Below are 18,229 nucleotides of genomic sequence, written 5' to 3' on the forward strand. Positions count from 1 at the left end.
GGCTTCGTCGCCCCTGCTTGCCATGCACTCTCCCCTCCTGAAGCTACTCGATGCCGTAATACGCCTGCAGCGCAGGGATAAGGCCGAGCGGATTGCGGAGCAAATCCTTCGCGCTGAAGAAAATGTCGCCGCTCACCTCGGGATGCTGCTTGTTGTACGAAAGCTGATTAATGATTTCCTGCGCGGACTGCCAGCCCGCTTCCGCCGTCCCCAGCTTGTATGGCGAATGGCCGATATAAAGCTTGACCTGCGTACCGCTCACCTCTTGCGACCACCAATCCACCAGCTTGTCGTAACGCGCGGCTTGGAACGACAGGCTCCAATAAATTTGGGGCACGACATAATCGATCCAGCCTTGCTTAATCCACGTTCGAACGTCTGCATACATGGAGTCGTAGGCCGTAACAGAAGCTTTCGTGTCTGAGCCCGTAGGATCAACCGACTGGTTCCGCCATACGCCGAACGGGCTGATGCCATATGCAATGCCCTTCTTGGAGGCATGAAGCGTCTCGCCCAGCTGACGTACAAATTCGTTAATATTATCTCGTCGCCAGTCAGCTAGCGTCGCGATTCCTTTGCTGTTATAAGCCTGAAATGCTGCAGAATCGTCGAACGTTCCGCTCGAAGGGTAGAAGTAATCGTCCAGATGAACGCCATCCACCTCGTATTGATCGACAACCTCCATGATCGCATCGATAATATGCTGGCGCGCCGCCGGGATGCCCGGGTTGATGTACAGCTTCCCGCCGGAATTCACGATCCATTCGGGATGCTGCTTCGCTACGTGGCTGGCAGCGAGGCTGGCAGTCGAAGCATCAGTGCTTGCCCGGAAGGGGTTAAACCATGCGTGGAACGCCATCCCTCTTCGATGCGTCTCATCAACCAGATATGCAAGCGGATCATAACCGGGGTCCTTGCCTTGAACGCCTGTAAGCACCTTGGACCACGGCACCAGCTGCGACGGATAAAGCGCATCGGCCGATGGGCGGACCTGAACGAACACCGTGTTGATGCCCATGCCTTGCAGCTGATCCAGCAGCTTCCCATACTCCTGCTTCTGTTTGTCCGCATTGCCGTAAGCGCCCGTGCTTGGCCAATCCAGATTAAACACCGTCGAAATCCAAGCTCCATGCAGCATGCCGTCCTGCTGGCCCGTCGACGGATCGACGGGGGCAGTCGGCGAAACCAGCGTAATCGTCCTCGTCGCCTGATTGTAGCCGACGGTCAGCCCGAGCTGTTCGCTGACGAAGCGAAGCGGCACCATGACCCGTCCCTGCTTCACCTGTACGGATGCGCCCAGGTCGACTCGCGCCTCGTTCACCTGAGCGAACGTCTGATTTGCCGTCATCACGATTGTTGTGTAGTCCTGCCGGATCGTCGCCGTCTTCGTCTGCTGCGCCCACTCGATGCTTGCCCCCAGCCCTTCGCTAATCACGCGAATCGGTACCATCGTGACATTGACCTGCGGTATAATATAGGGAGGCGAATCCGTGACGAGCTGCCGCCCGTCCAGATAGATCGATATGCTGCTTTGCGTTTGCAGCTGTTTCGCCTGCGCATGCGCCGCTTGTCCTCCTAGACCTTCACCGAGCATAATCATGACGAGAATAAGGGCCATTGCCATCGCAATCCTTCGACTTGCCTTGCCGACAAGCCCGCTTGCTTGATTCATTCCTCTACCTCTTTCCTATCAAGTTGTAAATTGGTTTCGCTCTCTCATTAGACGCTGCTGCAATCCGATTAGTTGCCCTTCGAATTCATTCTCATTAATTGAAAGGAGCGTCGCCATGCGCTGGATTCCTGCGGCACGCAGCCGCCATTGGTTTGTTGCGACCTATATCTCCGCTATCGTGATGGCCGTATTGCTAAACCTCATTCGCTTTGAACTGTTGGAGCAAAAGCTTACGCTCACGCACGCGCTTCGGTTCACGCTGCTAGCGCTTGCCCTTACCGTAATCCCCGGCCTGCTGGGCTGGTTCGGCGCTCGGCTCTTCTGGCTGTTCGCCATGCTCGGGAACGCCGTCGGGCTTGCCCTTATGGCGCAGGCTTCCCGCGCAATGACCGGCTGGGAGGACCTCACCAGCCTGCTCATGTTCTTGTTCGCCGTTATCGGCGGCTATGCCGTCGGCCTCGTGGCCGAGCTTATCCAATGGGTCGTTCGCGCGGCGCGCAAGTGAGCGGCAACCGCCCATTTTGCTCGCAGCAACAATAAAGGCGCTTCCCCTGTCTGCATGACGCAGCTTGGGAAACGCCTCTTTTGTTACGATGATTTCAACAAATGGTAGAGATGGTCGACTGACCGCATCACGTACTCGAACAGGACGGGCTCGCCGTCCTCCAGCAGCACAAGGCACGGGACGCTCGTGATCTGCCAGCGTTCCCGCAGCACGGGAGCGAAGCTGATATTCAGCTTATGGATCGGAACGGGCACGCCCGTCGCCTGCACGACCTCGAGCATTCGCTCCGCCACCTGGCAGGTGCCGCACATCGCGGTATAGAACAGGACGGCTTCTCTCGCGCCATCGCTTGTACGCTTGTTCAGCATCCCGTCGCCGCTGCCGCCGTCGCCAGCTCGCACAATGTCCAGCAGCTCCCGTTCGCTCCGCTCAGAAAGCGCCATCGCAGTCCCTCCTTCCCTACTCTCGCACGGCGTTATTTTCGCCCGTAATCGGCTTTAATCTCGCCCCATAGCTTGGTTTGCCACTTCAGTACCTTGTTCTCGTAACGGTTCGTCTTCAGCCACAGCACCGCATCGTCCACAAGGCGCCAAATCTCGGCCGTCGAGGCGTCCCTCGCCAGCGTGGAGGCAACCGCCTTCTGATTGACCCATTTCATCGCGTTGACGGAATCGCTGTATACCGTCTTGTTGCTGCCGAGCTGCTGCAAGTATCTTAGCGCATGCACGATCGCGAGAAACTCGCCGAGATTGTTCGTCCCTTTGCGAATCGGGCCGCAAGCGAACACAACCTCGCCCGTCTGCGTATCGACGCCTTTATACTCGGTCGGTCCTGGGTTGCCGCTTGTCCCGACATCGACCGAAATGCTGTCATAATCGATCTCCAGACTTTCCGGCGCGGCAGCCTTCGAAGCTGCCGAGCGCGCCGTTGAACGATAGGCTGCCGAGCTGCCGCCTGACGTGCCAGCCGCCGCTTTGCCCTGCCCCCAGTTCGTTTCCCAGCCTGCCTTGTACGCTGCATCCGCCGCTGCTTTGGACTCGAACGACTTGAACTTCGCACCGTCGAACTTATGCGTCTGCTTCTGGCACTCCGCCCACGTCGCATAGACGCCCGGCTTCCTGCCCACCCATACTACATAATGCTTTGAACCTGCCATTCGCGCACCCCTCCAATGCTCCTAGATTACCTTATTTGGGGGCGAATCGCCACTTCAGGTGCTTGCATCCCTTACTTTTGGACGAGGGTGATCAAGTAAGGCTTGCTCGTTTTCGATTTCCCGTCGATGTAGACGTCGATTTTGCCGAAGCGGTAGTAATAATAATACTCGTCAAAATCAACCTCGCTCTCTCCCTGGCTTATCGGCTTGCCTAGATATTTCTCTAACGTCGCCCACGTCAGGTTCGCCGGCAGCTGCGCGCCGCCAATCTCCGCTGCGAATAAAGGGCCCTCAGTTGCTATTGCTGCCGAGAAGCTAAAGCCGGAGCTGGATGCCTTCTCGAATATCGTAAAATCAGCGCCTGCGCTGTAATAAGAGTCCGTCTGCTTGCCCAGCAGCTTCTGAACCTGCGCTTTGGACATGCCCATCGTGAGGTTGAAGCCGGGAATTTTGCCTGCCGCTAAATTAGCCTTCGTATTGCCGTCCAGCACGAATTGATAAGCTTTCACCACAGGTGCCTTCGGCATGCTGCTGGATACCGCAAACTTCGGCTCGTTAACGTAGCGCTTAATCAGGCTTGAGCCCGTATCATAGTCGCCCTTCTTCGTCGCGCCGCCGTACGGCGAATCGTAGCCATAGAACTGCGTCTCTGTTTCCTTGAGCAGATACGCATTCGCATCCCACTTATATGTCGTAAAGTACCAGCCTGCCGCATCCGCATTGTTATACGCGACCGTCTGGAAGTAGATCGAAGTGAAGTTTTTCATTTTGTACGAGGTCGATAAGGCATAGAACGCTTTGGCTTTCCCTTTCTCCACGAAGCCAAGCTTCTTGATCGCCGAGCTTGCCGTAACCGCATAAGCCTCAAACGTATAATAATTGCTGGAATCCCGTTGGCCGATCACGATAACGTCCGGCGTTCCTTTCGCCGCGCTCGCTACTTTATAGATCAGGTTCTGGCTCGGATTCACGTCCATCGGCTTGCCGCTGTTCACGGCCGTCTTCTGCTTCTTGCCGTCTGCGACCAAATAGTAGCTGCCGCTGTAAATCGCGTCGCCCTCGTTCCCGAATGCGGAAGGCTCTGTCACGATCTCCTTGCTTTCTTTGTCCGACGCGAATGCAACGACATGCTCTTTGCCCGTCGTGTCCTTCGCCTTGAACGAGTATCTGGCTACTGCCGCTTCCGCGGTAGGCGCGACACCCGCTATTGCAGCAATCATTGCCATTAACGTTAAAGTGATGAAGCTGCGCTTCCAATTAAACCTTATTCGATTCATTTTCCAAAATCCTCGCTTCCGTTGTCATCTGAGACTATTTTCCTATTACCGACCTCCTATTTTATACCATATAGTAATAAAAAAACAAGAGAGCTGCTAGAATTCGCAGCTCTCTATCCACTCATACGATGTTTTTACTCCTCGTTATTGCGAAACGCGCTTCCCAAACAAAAACCGTCCCTGCCAGTACGCATTAAAATCGCTAACGACGACACCCGGATCGCCGTACGTCTGAATAAACTTGCCGTTGCCCGCGTATAAGCCGACATGTCCGACGATCTTATTGCTCTCGTACCGATTCGGCGTATAGAAGAACATAAGGTCGCCCGGCCGCAGATCGTTCTCCTCTACCGTCGAACCCAACTGGGATTGCGCGCGCGAGGAGCGCGGAAGGTCGATGCCGAAGTGATCGAATACATGCCGGGTAAAGGACGAGCAATCGAATCTGCGCGACTGCTCGTACGCATCCGCACCGAATTGATAAGGCGTGCCGAGAAAGCCCTTCGCGTACTCCACCATAGCATGCTCATCCACATCTGGCGGAGCTGCCAATGGCTCCATCGTTTCCGACTTCGCATCGACCATGCCTTTGGCCGTCACTCTCCCCTTGGCATCATTAAGCATCTCCCGGTCATCGAGCGCCTCGACATTCAACCGATACAACTTGCGGTCCCAATCGACGTTCGTCCCGAACAGCCTCGCAAGCGATTGTCTGGTCAAATAAAGCTTGTTTCCCAGTTGCCGCGGCGCTTGCGGGAGCACGATCGGATTGTCGCCAGCCAACGCTTGGCTGCTGTCCGTTCGAACGACATACGCGACATCCGTATCGCCAATTGCTGTAATGCCGTTGGCCTCATGCAGCTTCAGCCCCATCGGGCGGACTGCTTCCGCTATGGGTATCCATACCCGACCGCCTGCTTCCTCATAGACCGGCACGCGGTATACATTCGTCCGGCCCGCCACCATTAGGCTGGCCGTTCGCTGCTTCATGCCGGTCCCTGTTTCGCGATTCGCCCGATGACCGCCGCCGCAGCCTCCAATCGTCAGCATGGCGAGCGCAAGCGCCAGCAAGAGGCTCATTTTGGCAAGCCCGCTGCTTTTGAACATAAAGAAAAACCCCTTTCCCGTCATGGGATTAGGGTTTTCCACTGATGGAATATTATGCGCGCCTCTGCCACAGCCAGTATGCCGCGAGCATCGCGAGCAGAAAACCTGCGTAAATGCTCAGAAGCACGACGGCGCTTTGCGGATCGGACATCAGCTCATGCCCCAGGAAGGCGAAGGTCAGCATAGCCGGGATTTTGCCCAGCGCAGACGCAATCGCGAATGTCGACAACCGGATCGACAGCACGGCCGGCACAATATTGACGAGCACGCTCGGGAAGACCGGGATTAGCCTTGCCACCAAGATGATTAGAAACGGCCGCCGCTCTAGGAGAGTAGAGAAGCGCTCCGTCTGCCGATACCGCTTCAAATACGCGCGCCCTTGCCGATAAAAATACCGCTGGACGAGCATGAAAAGCAGCACCGAAGCCAAATTAGCCGCAAGCCAGCTCAACAACGCCCCCATCCACGGACCATACATAATGCCTAGCGCTCCGATTACGATTTTGTAAGGAAGGATTGGCACGAACGCCAACGCAGTCGCCACAAGAAACAGCAGCCATAGCGGCGCTTCTCCGTTCTCCATCCATGCGGATAGATCATGGCGATAGTAATAGAGAATGATTGCTAACAGGGCATAAGCGATTAACACTCGCCAAACCTTCATGATGCGCGACCTCCTTCCGCCTGATGTCAACGAAGCCATATAAAAAGAGCCTCCCCCTCGGGAAGCTCTACTCCCTTATGCTTTTATACCAAATGACGACATCCCTTGTCTAACTCGGCGGAATTTGAGATAGGATGCAACGCGCCAAGGCACGACATACGAGAAGGCGACCAAGACGAACAACGCGCTCATCGTCTCCGGCTCAAGCCCGTCAATATAATTGCGCAGTGCAAAACGGATCACGAATACGGCTAAGAATGAAATGATAAGGCCTCTATTGCGCTTCGCATAAATCTGGTTATCGCTGCGCACCTCGTAATCGGTCGTCAAAATAAGCGGAATAGATAGCAACACGCCAACTACTACTGCCATCAACCACTCCGATGCCGGTGCATGCGCCTTGGGATTCATAATCACATATACACCCGGCAGCATGAACAAAATCGGCATAAGCAGCCGCACGCCCGTCCCGCTCATCGGCCGGTAAAAGTTGCGCATCGTCCGAAACAGCACGAGTGCCGCGACGATAATAATAATGCCATATAACTCGCCAGTTGCCATTTATCATGCACTTCCTTTCTCTTTTCTCTATGCCTTGCTATCGTCCGCATCAGGCGCTTTGCCGGCTGCCGCCTCGGCTTGTTTGCTTGTTTCGGCCTGGGCTGAGTGCTTGGCTAGCAATTCTTGTAGCTCTGGGGAACCTTCTTTGTCTCCAATCAGGTTCCGGTAGAATTCTGCCGCTTCTGCAACAAGATCGAGACGCTTTTTTAGCAAAGGGGACAAGGCGTTGATATAGGCATCGTCATGTTGAATGTGTTCCGCATGAATTAGATCCTCTATACATTCCTTTTCTATGTTTATCTGCGTTCCCTTTAATTTTCTTAATCGATTATTTGCACAATATCTATTCCAATAGTAGGTCTTATTATGGGAGTTCAGCGTAATAGCTTGGCTATAATCATCATAAGAGTTTTTCAATAGCTGAACTTTGCCTTCTGTTTTCTTTTCGATATCACTTAATTCTAAATAACATCTTCCCCTACTACTATAAACTCTTGCTGATGGTTTTTTTGAACGAGTTTTCTCCCGCTCAATACTATAGTTCAACCATTCAATTGCATCATGCAATTCATTTTCAAAAGCTTCAGCTTCTTCCTTCAACTGTAACGCCAACGATAAGTAACTATAACCTATATTCCTCTGATATATATGATGATCTTCATAATCAAAAGAATCCTCAATAGCTTCAAGGTACACATCAATCGCATCTTGATATTTCCCAATTGTATAGTAACAGTTTCCAAAGTAATTATAATGACGAGGGTTAACATAGCTTTTCTCCGCTCGCTCTATTCCATATTTATAAAATTCTATTGCCCTTTCCTCGTTGTCGTTGGCATACATTACATCTGCAATCTTAAACAACCAATCACTGTCTACAATTTTCGATTGCAGGAGGGTATCCTCCTTCTCCTTCAGCTTCTCCCTATCAGGAGATGACGCTTGGATCAAGTCGATAACCTCTTCTGCCATCGCTAATAGCATATCCTCATGTTCCGATTCTGGGATTAGGTCTACCATGCCATCCTCGGAAATAATCACGATAACGCATTTCTTCTGTTCAACACATTCCGCTTGTTCATCGCTTTTCTTTTGTTGTCGAGCATCCTTCAATTTATGCAGATAGCGATGCGCAGAATTGTACCTCGCGCCGCGGCTGGCGTCCCCTACCCCGTCTTTAGATATTCCGTCCAATATTACCCCAATTGCATGGCAATTACCGTCCGTGTCCAAATAAATCGCGCCATCGATCGCAGTCAAAAATTTAATGTATTCCGGATTGATCAGTCCCGGCTCTATGGGTGTCGACTGCTTACGCAGAGAGGCCATTTCTTCCTCAGCCGTCGTCCTATTCGTAATAACCACCATAGTACCATGCTTTTGCTCTCGGGCTTTTCGTACTATAAGATCAAGCCTCTCTATCTTTTGCTTTGCTTGACCGTAGTCCCCATACTCTTCTAAGAACGTATTGCGCAAGAGAGCTGTGAATTTCTCCGAACTGTATCCTTCTTCACCTAACTTAGGATTTTTAAAAGATATGGCTACAAGCTTCGTTTCGATTAAACTCAAGTCCGAGCGGTAAACCTTCTTCTGGTCCTCCACAAACAACTTGCCCCCACTCGCAAACTCAGGCTCTGTTCGCACGAGGACGAGATTATATTTGGACAATCCCGTAAAATCAAGCCGGAATGCCAGTATACCTTTTTGAAGATTCCAATTCACTTCGCCAAGGCCATAGATCTCGTTTTCATCCGCAATAAGATACAAGTCCTTATCGACGTTCGTTAACTCTAATAGCTTTCTTATCCGTTTGGCATCATCTAATCCGATCCGATCATCTTTGGTGAACGTTACTGTAAACCGAATGATGGATTGCTGGGATTGCTGCGTAATTACATCCTTATTCATAAAGAGAATAGAGCCGAAGGGGCTCGCATTCTCATAGCTCAGGCTCGAAATATCATCGACTTTTTCCAATAAACTATTGACGTAATATTCATTCCGCAGCTCATGATCAAATCCCGATCCGAACTCCTCAAACTTTTTGTTTGACTGGAGATAGCTCTGCATTTTCCCAAAGAACAGCCTCGCCAGCCTGCGATTAAACTGGATTTCGTCTTCGTTATATTTGCTTGTGATGGAGTCATCATCATTGATCTTTATATGATTTTTGGTATACGCGTAAAAATCATTAAAATAATAGTCCAGCAACATTCTCAAGAAAGAAAGTTCTGGTTTCAAAAAAAATTGCTGCCGCGTCTCCTGCTCCACATTACGAATTTCCAGCATGTATATAACGGAATGGGTGTTCCTGCCAAATTGAAAAGGAACTCGGTTTATGTAGAGTAGTCTTGTATCATTCATTTGACTTCCTGTGCTTCCAGCATGTCCATCCTCGTTTTCAGACGGGGATGTTGCCGCCTCTGCATTATTGCTGGCATCGGCAGAGTCATGTTGCTTATACCACTCTTCATTAAGATAACTTTTGATCTGCTCGTAAGCATCCCCCGCCTGCGCAGGGTCTACTTTGAGCTCGGCAAATACATTCTCCAGCGATTGCAGCTCGTCCTGAGAGGTCGACAGCGCTTTATCACCGTTGGCTACCGTTTTCTTTATTCGAATGACTGTAGGAGCTTGCTTTTTATCATTAACGAGCGCATAGAGCTTAATATGCATCCGTTTGTTCAGTTTTTTGAGTATCTTTTCCAAATTATCGTAGATGAGTTGATTCAAAACATCGAGTTTCTTGATTGTAGTTTGCAAAATATCCCCTCGCCCGAGTAGTAAATTTAACCTAATTTACTACATCGTACTACACAGAAGTACAAATTTCACCAACAAAAAGCGGACAAAAGCTCCCTCCAGAGCCTTTGTCCGCCACTATTCTTTTCCCTATCAGCCTTTAAAGCTATCCTGCCAACGAAGCAGCCGATGCTCCAGCAAGCGGACCAAGGAGTCCGAGAGCTTGCCGACCGCTGCAAAAATCGTAATACCGACGAACACGACATCCGTCTGCATGAACGAGCGGGCATCCTGAATCATGTACCCGACGCCGGATTCCGCTCCCACCAGCTCCGCTACGACGAGCACGAGCCATGAGATGCTGAGCGACAGCCGCACGCCGAGCAAAATGTTCGGCAGCGCTGCGGGAATGATCAGCTTCACGATCTGCCGATATCGGCTGAATTGCAGCACGCGCGACACCTCGAACAGCTTCGCGTCCACGTTGCGAACGCCCAGGAACGTGTTCACGTAGAGCGGGAAGAAAGCGCCGAGCGAGATAAGCAGCACCTTGGACAGCTCCCCAAAGCCGAACCACATAATGAAGAGCGGCGTTATGGCGAGCAGCGGAACGGTACGAATCATCTGAACCGTCGGATTCACGTACTCCTCGACCCGGCGCGACATCCCGACGAACAAGCCGAGCAGCAGGCCGCTTCCCCCGCCGATGACGAAGCCTAGCGACGCTCGCACGACGCTGATGCGCAGATGGCGCCCCAGATCCCCGTCTGCAATTAATGATATGTATTGCTTCAATATAAGCAGCGGCGATGAGAACAGCTGCTGCGAGATTACGCCATAGGTGCTCAACGTTTGCCACAGCACTAGAATAATGGCAGGGATCAGCGCCGCCCGATAGGCAAGCTTCCATTTGACTGATCGTCCCTTCTTCACTGACGCTGGCTTATTCAAAACGACCCCTTGCTTGCGCGCGTCCGCCTGTACGGTTGTCGACATCTCTCTCAACCTCTTCCTACAATAAATTCGATTGCTAGTCTAAATGCTGTAAGCTTCCTGCTCCTGCTCGGTATGCTCCAGCTTGCTGAGCACATGCGTACGCAGCTCCGTAAACGCCCGGCTCGTGCGCTTGCGCGGATACGGCAAATCGATCGGCACAATATCTTTAATCCGTCCCGGCTTTGCATCCAATACGACGACTCTCGTGGACAGGAACACCGCTTCATCAATGTCATGCGTAACGAGCACCATCGACGTCTTATTCGTCTCCCAAATATCGAGCAGCGCCTCCTGCATATGACTGCGCGTGAACGCATCCAATGCGCCGAACGGCTCGTCGAGCAGCAGCACCTTCGGCTTGCGCAGCAGCGCTCTTGCAATGGCGACCCGCTGCGACATTCCGCCGGACAGCTGTCTCGGGTACGCCTTCTCGAACCCGGTGAGCTTCACTAAGCGAATCAGCTCATCTACTCGCTGCCGAATTGCCGGGTCCTTCAGCGACAGGTCGGCTGCGATATTGCCTTCAACGGTCAGCCATGGGAAGAGACGATGCTCTTGAAAAATGAACCCTTTCTCCTGTGAGGGGCGAACAACCCGCTCGCCCTCCAGCAGAACCTGGCCTTCGAAATCGGTATCCAAGCCTGCGATAATTTTGAGCAGCGTGCTCTTGCCGCAGCCGCTTGGCCCGATAATCGTCGTAAAGTCTCCTTCGTGGACATTCAAGCTCAGCCGATCCAGCACATGTACGCCGGAGCCATTATCTCCGCGAAACGTTTTGTTCACTTCCTGAATTTCAAGCACCGCTCCCATTCCCAACACCCCTTATATGCAGCCGATTCGGCTCGATTATTCATCATCGTCCACTATGTACAGCGACTTTCGTTTCCGTTTATTGGGGCTAATCTTAGCATTCATATCGGCTTACTGTCAATACCCGAGTAAACCACTTGGAGAAATATTTTATTCGAATATAATCAGCTCCTCATGAATAAAGGCCGTGCACCTTTCACGTTGTGAAAGTTACACGGCCTTTATATTTAATCTCACCTCAATATAAGTGTCTTTAATTTAACTCGTTGATTATTTCGCTGCTAATATGGATGCCGCTTCTTCAGCCTCTTTGTATGCTAGCTGCAATACGTCATCTCTGTCCAAAATAGAAGTCCCCTGAACCCGCAGTATTTCATAATCTTCAATTCCAAGGAAATGGAACATCGCCTTCAAGTAGTGATGGGAGTACTCAACCTCGGTATACCAATCATTATTGGTATAAATCGCACCGCTGCTTTGAATCACGAGCATGCTCCGTCCGTCTTTAAGAAGGCCCACTGATCCCGTTTCGGTGTATTTGAAGGTCTCCCTTGCAATCATGATATTGTCCATATAATCCTTCAGCTTAGATGGAATATTAAAGTTATGCAGCGGATAAACAATGACGTACTTATTTGCACTTTTAAATTGGTTCAACACTTCGTTCGAACGCTCTACTATTTCTTGCTCACTACTTGTCAGCTCTTCGCCATTTCTTAATTTTCCCCATGCGCTTAGAACGGTTTGGTCTATCATTGGCACAACATCATGATATAAATTAATTTGCTCGATGGCTTCATCATGGGAATGCTGTTCTTTATACATCCGCATGAAGTGATGAAGGACGTGAAGGCTAAACGAAGATGTTGAGTCGACCTCGGGATGTGCATTAATAACAAGCAACTTGTTCATAGAATGGTTCCTCCTGGTTGTTTGTTTGGTATATCTAAAAAGACAACCGAAGGCGCTCATCTGTGACAACTGTCGCAAAAATAAAAAAACAGCCTTTCCATTGAGGAAAAGGCTGCTTGGCGTGCGTTTTATTATAGCTCTACGACACTACTAAACTTTAAATTTCCCGATCATCGCCTGAAGCTCCCCTGCCAGCGCCGCCAGCCCGTCCATCGCGACGATCATCTCCTGAACGCCCGCATTCTGCTCCTCTGTATGGGCATACACCTCGCGAGAGCCGTCTGCCGCCTGCTGCGCGACATGCTCGATCGTCTGGATCGCATGGACAGCCGTGTCCGACTGCGCGACAAGCGCACTCGCACGCTCTGCGACTTTGCTAATCTGGCTCGCGACGTCCTCCATGGCCTGACGAATGCCGCCGAATACTTCCCCGGTCTGGTTCACGCGATGCATGCCGGCCGTTACCTCTTGGATGCCGACATTGGCCGCTTTCATTACCGAAGAGGTTTCCGTCCGAACGCCTTCCACCAGCTCCGTCACGACGGAAGCCGCGCTTCCCGTCTGCACAGACAGCTTGCGCACTTCATCCGCGACGACTGCGAAGCCTTTGCCCGCATCGCCTGCCCGCGAGGCTTCAATCGATGCATTGAGCGCCAGCATTTGCGTCTGCTTCGCAATATTCGCAATGAGAACCGCCGTCTCGCTAATCTGCTCCGAGCGGGCGCCCAGACGCTCGATGAACGATCCGAGGCTGCTCATCTGCTCCTCGATCGCATGCATCTGCGAAACGGTCGATTGCACAATTTCTTCGCCCGAACGGGTTGCCTCTAGCGCATAAGCGGATTGCTGATCTGCTCGCACAGCCAATTCCGCAATGGCGCCCGCGCCAGCCGACATCGCGCCCACCGCCGAAACGCCGCGATCAACGCCCTGCACCTGTTTCTCAGTACCGACCGCAATCTCGCCCATAATGGACGAAATCTGATCCGACGACTGCATAATATAGTCTGACTGCTGGCGCAGCTTGTCCGACGACTCCGTTACTTTCCCGGCATGCTGGCCCAGCTCGCTAATCATGCCATGCCAGTTATCCTTCATGCCATTAATCGCCGCAGCCAAATCACGGATTTCATCCCGATTCCGCACGTCCACGGATGCAATCGTCAGATCGCCCGCAGCAAGCTCGCCTGCCGTGCGAACCATCGTCCGCATCGGACGAACGATAAGCCTTGATAAGACCATGCCGATCAAAATGGCAAAGAGAAGAACTGCCGCGCTGCACAGAATCAGCGTATCGACCGTTTTCTTGGATTCCTGCTTATAATCGCTCAACTGCCGTTGGAGCGAAGCTTTCTCTACGGCGCCTAGCTGCTCAGCCGCTTGATTCAACTGGTCCGTAATCGGAATCGCCCACATGGAAGCTTCCGTCTTCGCTAGATCTACGCGCTTCTGCTCCACATAGCCCCGCACCTTCACAAGCAGCCGACCGAATGTGGCATTCGACTCAGCCAACGTCTGGACAGCTTTGTCGTGCTTATCCTCGCCAGTCTCCGCGCTTAACCCTGCAATCCGCGAACCAAGCTGCTTGCTCAGCTCTTCCATCTGCTTCGCTTTATCCGTCGTCGGATCGACCAAATAACTGAACAGCAATCCATGCTGATGCTGCGTGTCGATCTCGATCGCGGATACCGTCTCCATCGCTTGCGAATAGGAATCGATTAATGCCGTATAATTCCGGTCCAGCTTGTTCAAAAACGTATACGCTATGCCTGCCGTCGCGCATACGAGCAGCGATACCGCCACGAAAGCGACGGTCAGCTTGCGGCCTAGCGAGAATCGAAAATTTTTGGTCACCTGAAGCCCCCCTCAAGTTTTTCTCTGTATACGCGCAAGGGCCGCCAGATAAAAAACACCTGCGGCCGATTGCGAACGATAGCTATGCAATTATTTTTTCGCCATATATTTGCGGATGTCGAATGCAACTGCCGCAACGATGATAAGACCTTTAATAATGAGCTGGTAGTATGGGCTTACGCCTACGAACGTCAAACCGTAGTTGATAACGCCGAAGATGAGTACGCCCGCTGCAACGCCCGGTACTGTACCGACGCCGCCCGCCGTGGATACGCCGCCGACTACGCAGGCCGCGATCGCATCAAGCTCGTACATGTTGCCGTAGTTGTTCGTTGCGCCGCCCGTACGCGCTGCTTCCAGCACGCCTGCCAGACCGTAAAGTCCGCCGGACACGGCATAGATGATGATCAGGTTGCGTGCAACGTTAATGCCGGATACATGCGCTGCTTGCACGTTGCCGCCGATTGCATACATGTTTTTGCCAAGGCGAGTTTTGTTGAATACAACCCAGCAAATAGCCGCTACAACGATTGCGATAATAATGATATACGGTAGCGTGTAGCCGCCGCCTAGATCGAAGTAACCCGAGCCCCACTTCATGAAGTCTGCACGCAGGCCGCCGATCGGCTGCGATTGGTTCGGCTTCATATCAAAGTACAGCGAGTTCAAACCGTAGATGCCGACCATTGTGCCCAGCGTTGCGATGAACGGAGGAACATGAAGCTTCGCAACGATTAGACCGTTAACCAAACCAACGAGCAAGCCCGCTACGATGCCGAGAATAACCGGAAGCCCTACCCACAGATGCGGCAAATCCGGATAAAACTTGTTCGCATACGTATCGATCTGGAGCATCGATGCCGAGATAACCGCCGTCAACCCGACTACGCGACCCGACGATAAGTCGGTACCGCCTGTGATGAGAACGAATGCCGCGCCCAGTGCGATAATAAGACGCGTTGAGGATTGCTGCATGATGTTAATAAAGGTGGAGAAGGCTAAGAAATTCGGATCGGCGATTGCGATGCCGATGACGAGCAAGATGAGCACGACGAAGATTGCTCTCTGCGCCAAATAAGTTCTTACTTTATATAATGGATGCGTGTTCATGCTTTGTTCCCTCCTGTAACTGCCGATCGCTGCTGTGCCGCGAGCCGCATAATTTCTTGCTCAGTCGCCTGCTTGCCATCTACGATGCCCGTCATGCGACCCTCGCTCATAACCATGATCCGGTCAGACATGCCTAGCAATTCCGGCATCTCAGAGGAAATCATAATGATGCTTTTCCCTTGCTTGGCGAGCTCGATAATGATGGAGTAAATCTCGTACTTGGCGCCGACGTCAATGCCGCGCGTCGGTTCGTCGAGCAGCAGAATGTCCGGTTCTGTCAGCAGCCAGCGCGCCAGCAGCACCTTCTGCTGGTTACCGCCGGACAGGTTCCGAATTTGCGTATCGACCGAAGGCGTCTTCGTGCGCAGCTTCTCCACGTTCAGCTGTGCCTCCGTCCTGCCTTCGCGCTCTTTGATCAATCCCAGCTTATTCTGATAACGGCCCAAGTTCGCGATAATCGTATTCTCATAGACGGACAACACAGGGAAAATACCCGTAACCCGGCGTTCCTCCGTCAGAAGCGCGATCTTATGCTGCTTGGCATCCGCCGGCGACTTGATCTTCACTTCTTTGCCGTCAATGCTAATCGTGCCGGAAGCGACGCCGCGAAGACCGAACAACGCTTCGATCAGCTCTGTACGCTGTGCGCCGACAAGGCCGCCCAAGCCGAGAATCTCGCCGCGGCGCAACGCGAACGATACGTCCTGGAACGATTTCGGATTGGGAGAAGAAAGCTTCTCCACGTGCATGAGCGTATCGCCTGGCACATTCGTCCGTTCCGGGAAGCGCTCCGTCAGATCGCGGCCGACCATCCGGGAGATGATCAGATCGGTCGTCAGCTCGCCCGAATCCCACGTGCCGATATATTTGCCGTCCCGCATAATCGTAACCTCGTCGGAGATTTGCAGGATTTCTTCCATTTTGTGCGATATATAAATAATAGAAACACCGCGCTTGCGCAGCCGATTAATGATGCTGAACAGCTGTTCGACCTCGTTCCCCGTAAGCGAGGACGTTGGCTCGTCCATGACGATAACCTTGGAGTTAAACGAAACAGCCTTCGCAATTTCCAACGATTGAATTTTCGATACCGACAGCGAGCCCGTCCGAGCGCGCGGATCTACATCGATTTCAAGATCGCGGAACAGTTGCAGCGTATCCTCGTACATTCGCTTTTCATTGACAAGCTTTAACAGACCGAACCCGAATGTCGGGAAACGCCCGAGCCAAATATTTTCCATTACGTTCCGATGCGGAACGGGGTGCAGCTCTTGATGGATCATGGAAACGCCGCTGTTTAGTGCATCTTTGGAATTGTTGATTGCCATTTTGCTGCCATTGATATAAATCTCGCCTTCGTCCGGCTTATAGATGCCGAACAAGCATTTCATCAACGTTGATTTCCCTGCTCCGTTCTCTCCCATAAGCGCATGCACGGTACCGGGCTTCACCTTCAGTGTTACATTACTGAGCGCTTGTACGCCGGGAAAGGCTTTCGATATTCCTTTCATCTCCAGTACATGTTGCTCCGCCATTCTCTATCCCTCCCACTTGACCAACCTCACGGAATGCGAGAGGGGCAACGCTTCTAAATGCCGCTGCCCCTCCCTCATCATTCCTTATTGCGCGTCAGCAATGTTGTCTTTCGTGATTTTTTTGTATGCGATCCATACATATTTGCCGTCCGTGATGTCGAAGCCGATGTTTTCTTTCGTTGGCGTTTCGCCTTTAGCCAGTGCCGTAGCGATGGCTACCGAAGCTGCGCCTTGGCTCTTCGCATCGTTAAGCACCGTGCCGAGCATCGTGCCGTCTTGCAGCGCTTGGATAGCTGGCGCCGTAGCGTCTACGCCTACAACCGGGATGTATTTGTCGCCAGTGAAGTAGCCAGCTGCTTTCAATGCTTCGATTGCGCCGAGTGCCATATCGTCATTGTTCGCGAGAACCGCTTCGATTTTGTCGCCATGCGAAGCGAGGAACGCTTGCATTTTCTCTTGGCCTTTTACGCGATCCCACATAGCCGTATCTTCAGCGAGCTTGTCAACTTGGATGCCCGCGTCTTGAATCGCTTGGATCGAGAATTTCGTGCGAAGCTCTGCGTCTTGGTGTCCTGGCTCGCCAGTCAGCATAACGTATTGGAGCTTGCCGTCGCCGTTTTTGTCCGCTTTAGGGTTAGCTTTCCAGTAGTCAACGATCAGCTGGCCGGAGATTGTGCCGGACTCTTCTGCTTTCGCGCCAACGTAGAATACTTTGTCCCATTTGTTCATGTCTTCAGCTACCGGCTCGCGGTTGAGGAAGACAACTGGCGTGTTCGAGCTTTTTGCTTTGTCGATGATAACGCCTGCCGCCGTACGGTCAACCGGGTTGATGATCATCGATTTATATTTTTTGGAGATAAACAGATCGACTTTTTCGTTTTGCGTTGGTTGAGCGTTTTGGCTGTCAACGATGTCCAGCTCCGCTTTGCCTTTGGCTGCGTCGGACATTGCGTTACGAACACCCGTCATGAACGTGTCGTCAAACTTGTAGATTGCTACGCCAACCTGTGGCGTGCCCGCTGCTGCCGTGTCGCCGCCGCTGCTGCTGTCCTCTGTCTTGGAAGCGCTGTTGCCGCAAGCTGCTGCCGTAAGCATAACCCCTGTCATAAGTGCAAGCATCAACGTCTTTTTAGTCTTTTTCATCTGTATTGACCTCCCTGGAGACCTCTTAGTTCGCTACCGAGCAGCCCTTAGCATCGTGTGCTTCGTTCGCTTCGTTTTAGCGTCTAACGACATTATGCTCGATTTACGGCTGGATTCGAATGTAAAATTCTCATGCTTTCTATCGAAATTCTCATCACTTCGTCGAACGAGAGGAGAATTATTAT

16 protein-coding genes are annotated in these 18,229 nt (G+C 52.1%); 1 reads left to right on the top strand and 15 read right to left on the bottom strand.

Going from position 1 to position 18,229, the window contains the following annotated elements; translation table 11 throughout:
• Nucleotides 1-43: 43 nt before the first annotated feature.
• On the bottom strand, nucleotides 44-1,624 hold the full coding sequence (locus tag PAECUDRAFT_RS14770; RefSeq protein WP_040712803.1) for a family 10 glycosylhydrolase: 1,581 nt from the start codon (nucleotides 1,622-1,624) through the stop codon (nucleotides 44-46).
• A 163-nt stretch (nucleotides 1,625-1,787) separates the two neighbouring features.
• Here PAECUDRAFT_RS14770 and PAECUDRAFT_RS14775 point away from each other — a divergent pair, with 163 nt between their 5' ends.
• Nucleotides 1,788-2,177 carry a hypothetical protein gene (locus PAECUDRAFT_RS14775; protein WP_006038909.1) on the top strand — a complete coding sequence of 130 codons (390 nt, stop codon included), beginning with the start codon at nucleotides 1,788-1,790 and terminating at the stop codon, nucleotides 2,175-2,177.
• A gap of 83 nt (nucleotides 2,178-2,260) precedes the next feature.
• On the opposite strand, the gene PAECUDRAFT_RS14780 is transcribed toward PAECUDRAFT_RS14775, so the two are convergent.
• The 14 genes from PAECUDRAFT_RS14780 to PAECUDRAFT_RS14845 all read right to left on the bottom strand — a co-directional run bounded on the left by PAECUDRAFT_RS14780 (nucleotide 2,261) and on the right by PAECUDRAFT_RS14845 (nucleotide 18,044).
• Nucleotides 2,261-2,620, bottom strand: a complete 360-nt coding sequence (locus PAECUDRAFT_RS14780; protein ID WP_006038910.1) for a thioredoxin family protein — start codon at nucleotides 2,618-2,620, stop codon at nucleotides 2,261-2,263.
• A gap of 32 nt (nucleotides 2,621-2,652) precedes the next feature.
• A complete protein-coding gene (gene rnhA, locus PAECUDRAFT_RS14785; RefSeq protein ID WP_006038911.1) occupies nucleotides 2,653-3,333 on the bottom strand; it encodes a ribonuclease H in 681 nt (226 codons plus the stop codon).
• Between the two features lie 71 nt (nucleotides 3,334-3,404).
• Nucleotides 3,405-4,610 (bottom strand): hypothetical protein, encoded by a 1,206-nt coding sequence (locus tag PAECUDRAFT_RS14790; protein ID WP_006038912.1) that lies wholly within the window; start codon nucleotides 4,608-4,610, stop codon nucleotides 3,405-3,407.
• A gap of 144 nt (nucleotides 4,611-4,754) precedes the next feature.
• Entirely contained in the window at nucleotides 4,755-5,717 is a 963-nt protein-coding gene (locus PAECUDRAFT_RS24770) for a C40 family peptidase (protein ID WP_006038913.1), read from the bottom strand.
• Nucleotides 5,718-5,769: 52 nt separating this feature from the next.
• Nucleotides 5,770-6,381 carry a TVP38/TMEM64 family protein gene (locus PAECUDRAFT_RS14800; RefSeq protein WP_006038914.1) on the bottom strand — a complete coding sequence of 204 codons (612 nt, stop codon included), beginning with the start codon at nucleotides 6,379-6,381 and terminating at the stop codon, nucleotides 5,770-5,772.
• A gap of 75 nt (nucleotides 6,382-6,456) precedes the next feature.
• The gene (locus PAECUDRAFT_RS14805; RefSeq protein WP_006038915.1) at nucleotides 6,457-6,942 is read right to left on the bottom strand and encodes a CcdC family protein; all 486 of its coding nucleotides are present in this window, start codon (nucleotides 6,940-6,942) and stop codon (nucleotides 6,457-6,459) included.
• 27 nt (nucleotides 6,943-6,969) lie between these two features.
• Nucleotides 6,970-9,705 (bottom strand): tetratricopeptide repeat protein, encoded by a 2,736-nt coding sequence (locus PAECUDRAFT_RS14810; protein WP_006038916.1) that lies wholly within the window; start codon nucleotides 9,703-9,705, stop codon nucleotides 6,970-6,972.
• A 132-nt stretch (nucleotides 9,706-9,837) separates the two neighbouring features.
• Nucleotides 9,838-10,680, bottom strand: coding sequence for an ABC transporter permease (locus PAECUDRAFT_RS14815; RefSeq protein ID WP_006038917.1), 843 nt, complete (start codon nucleotides 10,678-10,680; stop codon nucleotides 9,838-9,840).
• A 39-nt stretch (nucleotides 10,681-10,719) separates the two neighbouring features.
• A complete protein-coding gene (locus PAECUDRAFT_RS14820) occupies nucleotides 10,720-11,490 on the bottom strand; it encodes an ABC transporter ATP-binding protein (protein WP_006038918.1) in 771 nt (256 codons plus the stop codon).
• Between the two features lie 270 nt (nucleotides 11,491-11,760).
• Nucleotides 11,761-12,402: an FMN-dependent NADH-azoreductase gene (locus PAECUDRAFT_RS14825; protein WP_006038919.1), complete on the bottom strand. Its 642-nt coding sequence runs from the start codon at nucleotides 12,400-12,402 to the stop codon at nucleotides 11,761-11,763.
• A 150-nt stretch (nucleotides 12,403-12,552) separates the two neighbouring features.
• Entirely contained in the window at nucleotides 12,553-14,256 is a 1,704-nt protein-coding gene (locus tag PAECUDRAFT_RS14830) for a methyl-accepting chemotaxis protein (protein ID WP_006038920.1), read from the bottom strand.
• Nucleotides 14,257-14,346: 90 nt separating this feature from the next.
• Nucleotides 14,347-15,366, bottom strand: a complete 1,020-nt coding sequence (gene mglC / locus PAECUDRAFT_RS14835; protein ID WP_006038921.1) for a galactose/methyl galactoside ABC transporter permease MglC — start codon at nucleotides 15,364-15,366, stop codon at nucleotides 14,347-14,349.
• Nucleotides 15,363-16,901 carry a sugar ABC transporter ATP-binding protein gene (locus PAECUDRAFT_RS14840; protein WP_006038922.1) on the bottom strand — a complete coding sequence of 513 codons (1,539 nt, stop codon included), beginning with the start codon at nucleotides 16,899-16,901 and terminating at the stop codon, nucleotides 15,363-15,365. Before PAECUDRAFT_RS14840 ends, mglC begins: the two co-directional genes overlap by 4 nt.
• A gap of 84 nt (nucleotides 16,902-16,985) precedes the next feature.
• A complete protein-coding gene (locus tag PAECUDRAFT_RS14845; protein WP_006038923.1) occupies nucleotides 16,986-18,044 on the bottom strand; it encodes a galactose ABC transporter substrate-binding protein in 1,059 nt (352 codons plus the stop codon).
• Nucleotides 18,045-18,229: the final 185 nt, after the last annotated feature.

This window comes from Paenibacillus curdlanolyticus YK9 (genome assembly GCF_000179615.1).
In the GTDB taxonomy this organism is placed as follows: domain Bacteria; phylum Bacillota; class Bacilli; order Paenibacillales; family Paenibacillaceae; genus Paenibacillus_T; species Paenibacillus_T curdlanolyticus.

What these genes read in the sequence shown, in the direction of transcription:
- PAECUDRAFT_RS14770 (WP_040712803.1), bottom strand. Translation starts at nt 1,624, where the DNA reads ATGGCAATGGCCCTTATTCTCGTCATGATTATGCTCGGTGAAGGTCTA.
- PAECUDRAFT_RS14775 (WP_006038909.1), top strand. Translation starts at nt 1,788, where the DNA reads ATGCGCTGGATTCCTGCGGCACGCAGCCGCCATTGGTTTGTTGCGACC.
- PAECUDRAFT_RS14780 (WP_006038910.1), bottom strand. Translation starts at nt 2,620, where the DNA reads ATGGCGCTTTCTGAGCGGAGCGAACGGGAGCTGCTGGACATTGTGCGA.
- rnhA (WP_006038911.1), bottom strand. Translation starts at nt 3,333, where the DNA reads ATGGCAGGTTCAAAGCATTATGTAGTATGGGTGGGCAGGAAGCCGGGC.
- PAECUDRAFT_RS14790 (WP_006038912.1), bottom strand. Translation starts at nt 4,610, where the DNA reads ATGAATCGAATAAGGTTTAATTGGAAGCGCAGCTTCATCACTTTAACG.
- PAECUDRAFT_RS24770 (WP_006038913.1), bottom strand. Translation starts at nt 5,717, where the DNA reads ATGTTCAAAAGCAGCGGGCTTGCCAAAATGAGCCTCTTGCTGGCGCTT.
- PAECUDRAFT_RS14800 (WP_006038914.1), bottom strand. Translation starts at nt 6,381, where the DNA reads ATGAAGGTTTGGCGAGTGTTAATCGCTTATGCCCTGTTAGCAATCATT.
- PAECUDRAFT_RS14805 (WP_006038915.1), bottom strand. Translation starts at nt 6,942, where the DNA reads ATGGCAACTGGCGAGTTATATGGCATTATTATTATCGTCGCGGCACTC.
- PAECUDRAFT_RS14815 (WP_006038917.1), bottom strand. Translation starts at nt 10,680, where the DNA reads ATGTCGACAACCGTACAGGCGGACGCGCGCAAGCAAGGGGTCGTTTTG.
- PAECUDRAFT_RS14820 (WP_006038918.1), bottom strand. Translation starts at nt 11,490, where the DNA reads ATGGGAGCGGTGCTTGAAATTCAGGAAGTGAACAAAACGTTTCGCGGA.
- PAECUDRAFT_RS14825 (WP_006038919.1), bottom strand. Translation starts at nt 12,402, where the DNA reads ATGAACAAGTTGCTTGTTATTAATGCACATCCCGAGGTCGACTCAACA.
- mglC (WP_006038921.1), bottom strand. Translation starts at nt 15,366, where the DNA reads ATGAACACGCATCCATTATATAAAGTAAGAACTTATTTGGCGCAGAGA.
- PAECUDRAFT_RS14840 (WP_006038922.1), bottom strand. Translation starts at nt 16,901, where the DNA reads ATGGCGGAGCAACATGTACTGGAGATGAAAGGAATATCGAAAGCCTTT.
- PAECUDRAFT_RS14845 (WP_006038923.1), bottom strand. Translation starts at nt 18,044, where the DNA reads ATGAAAAAGACTAAAAAGACGTTGATGCTTGCACTTATGACAGGGGTT.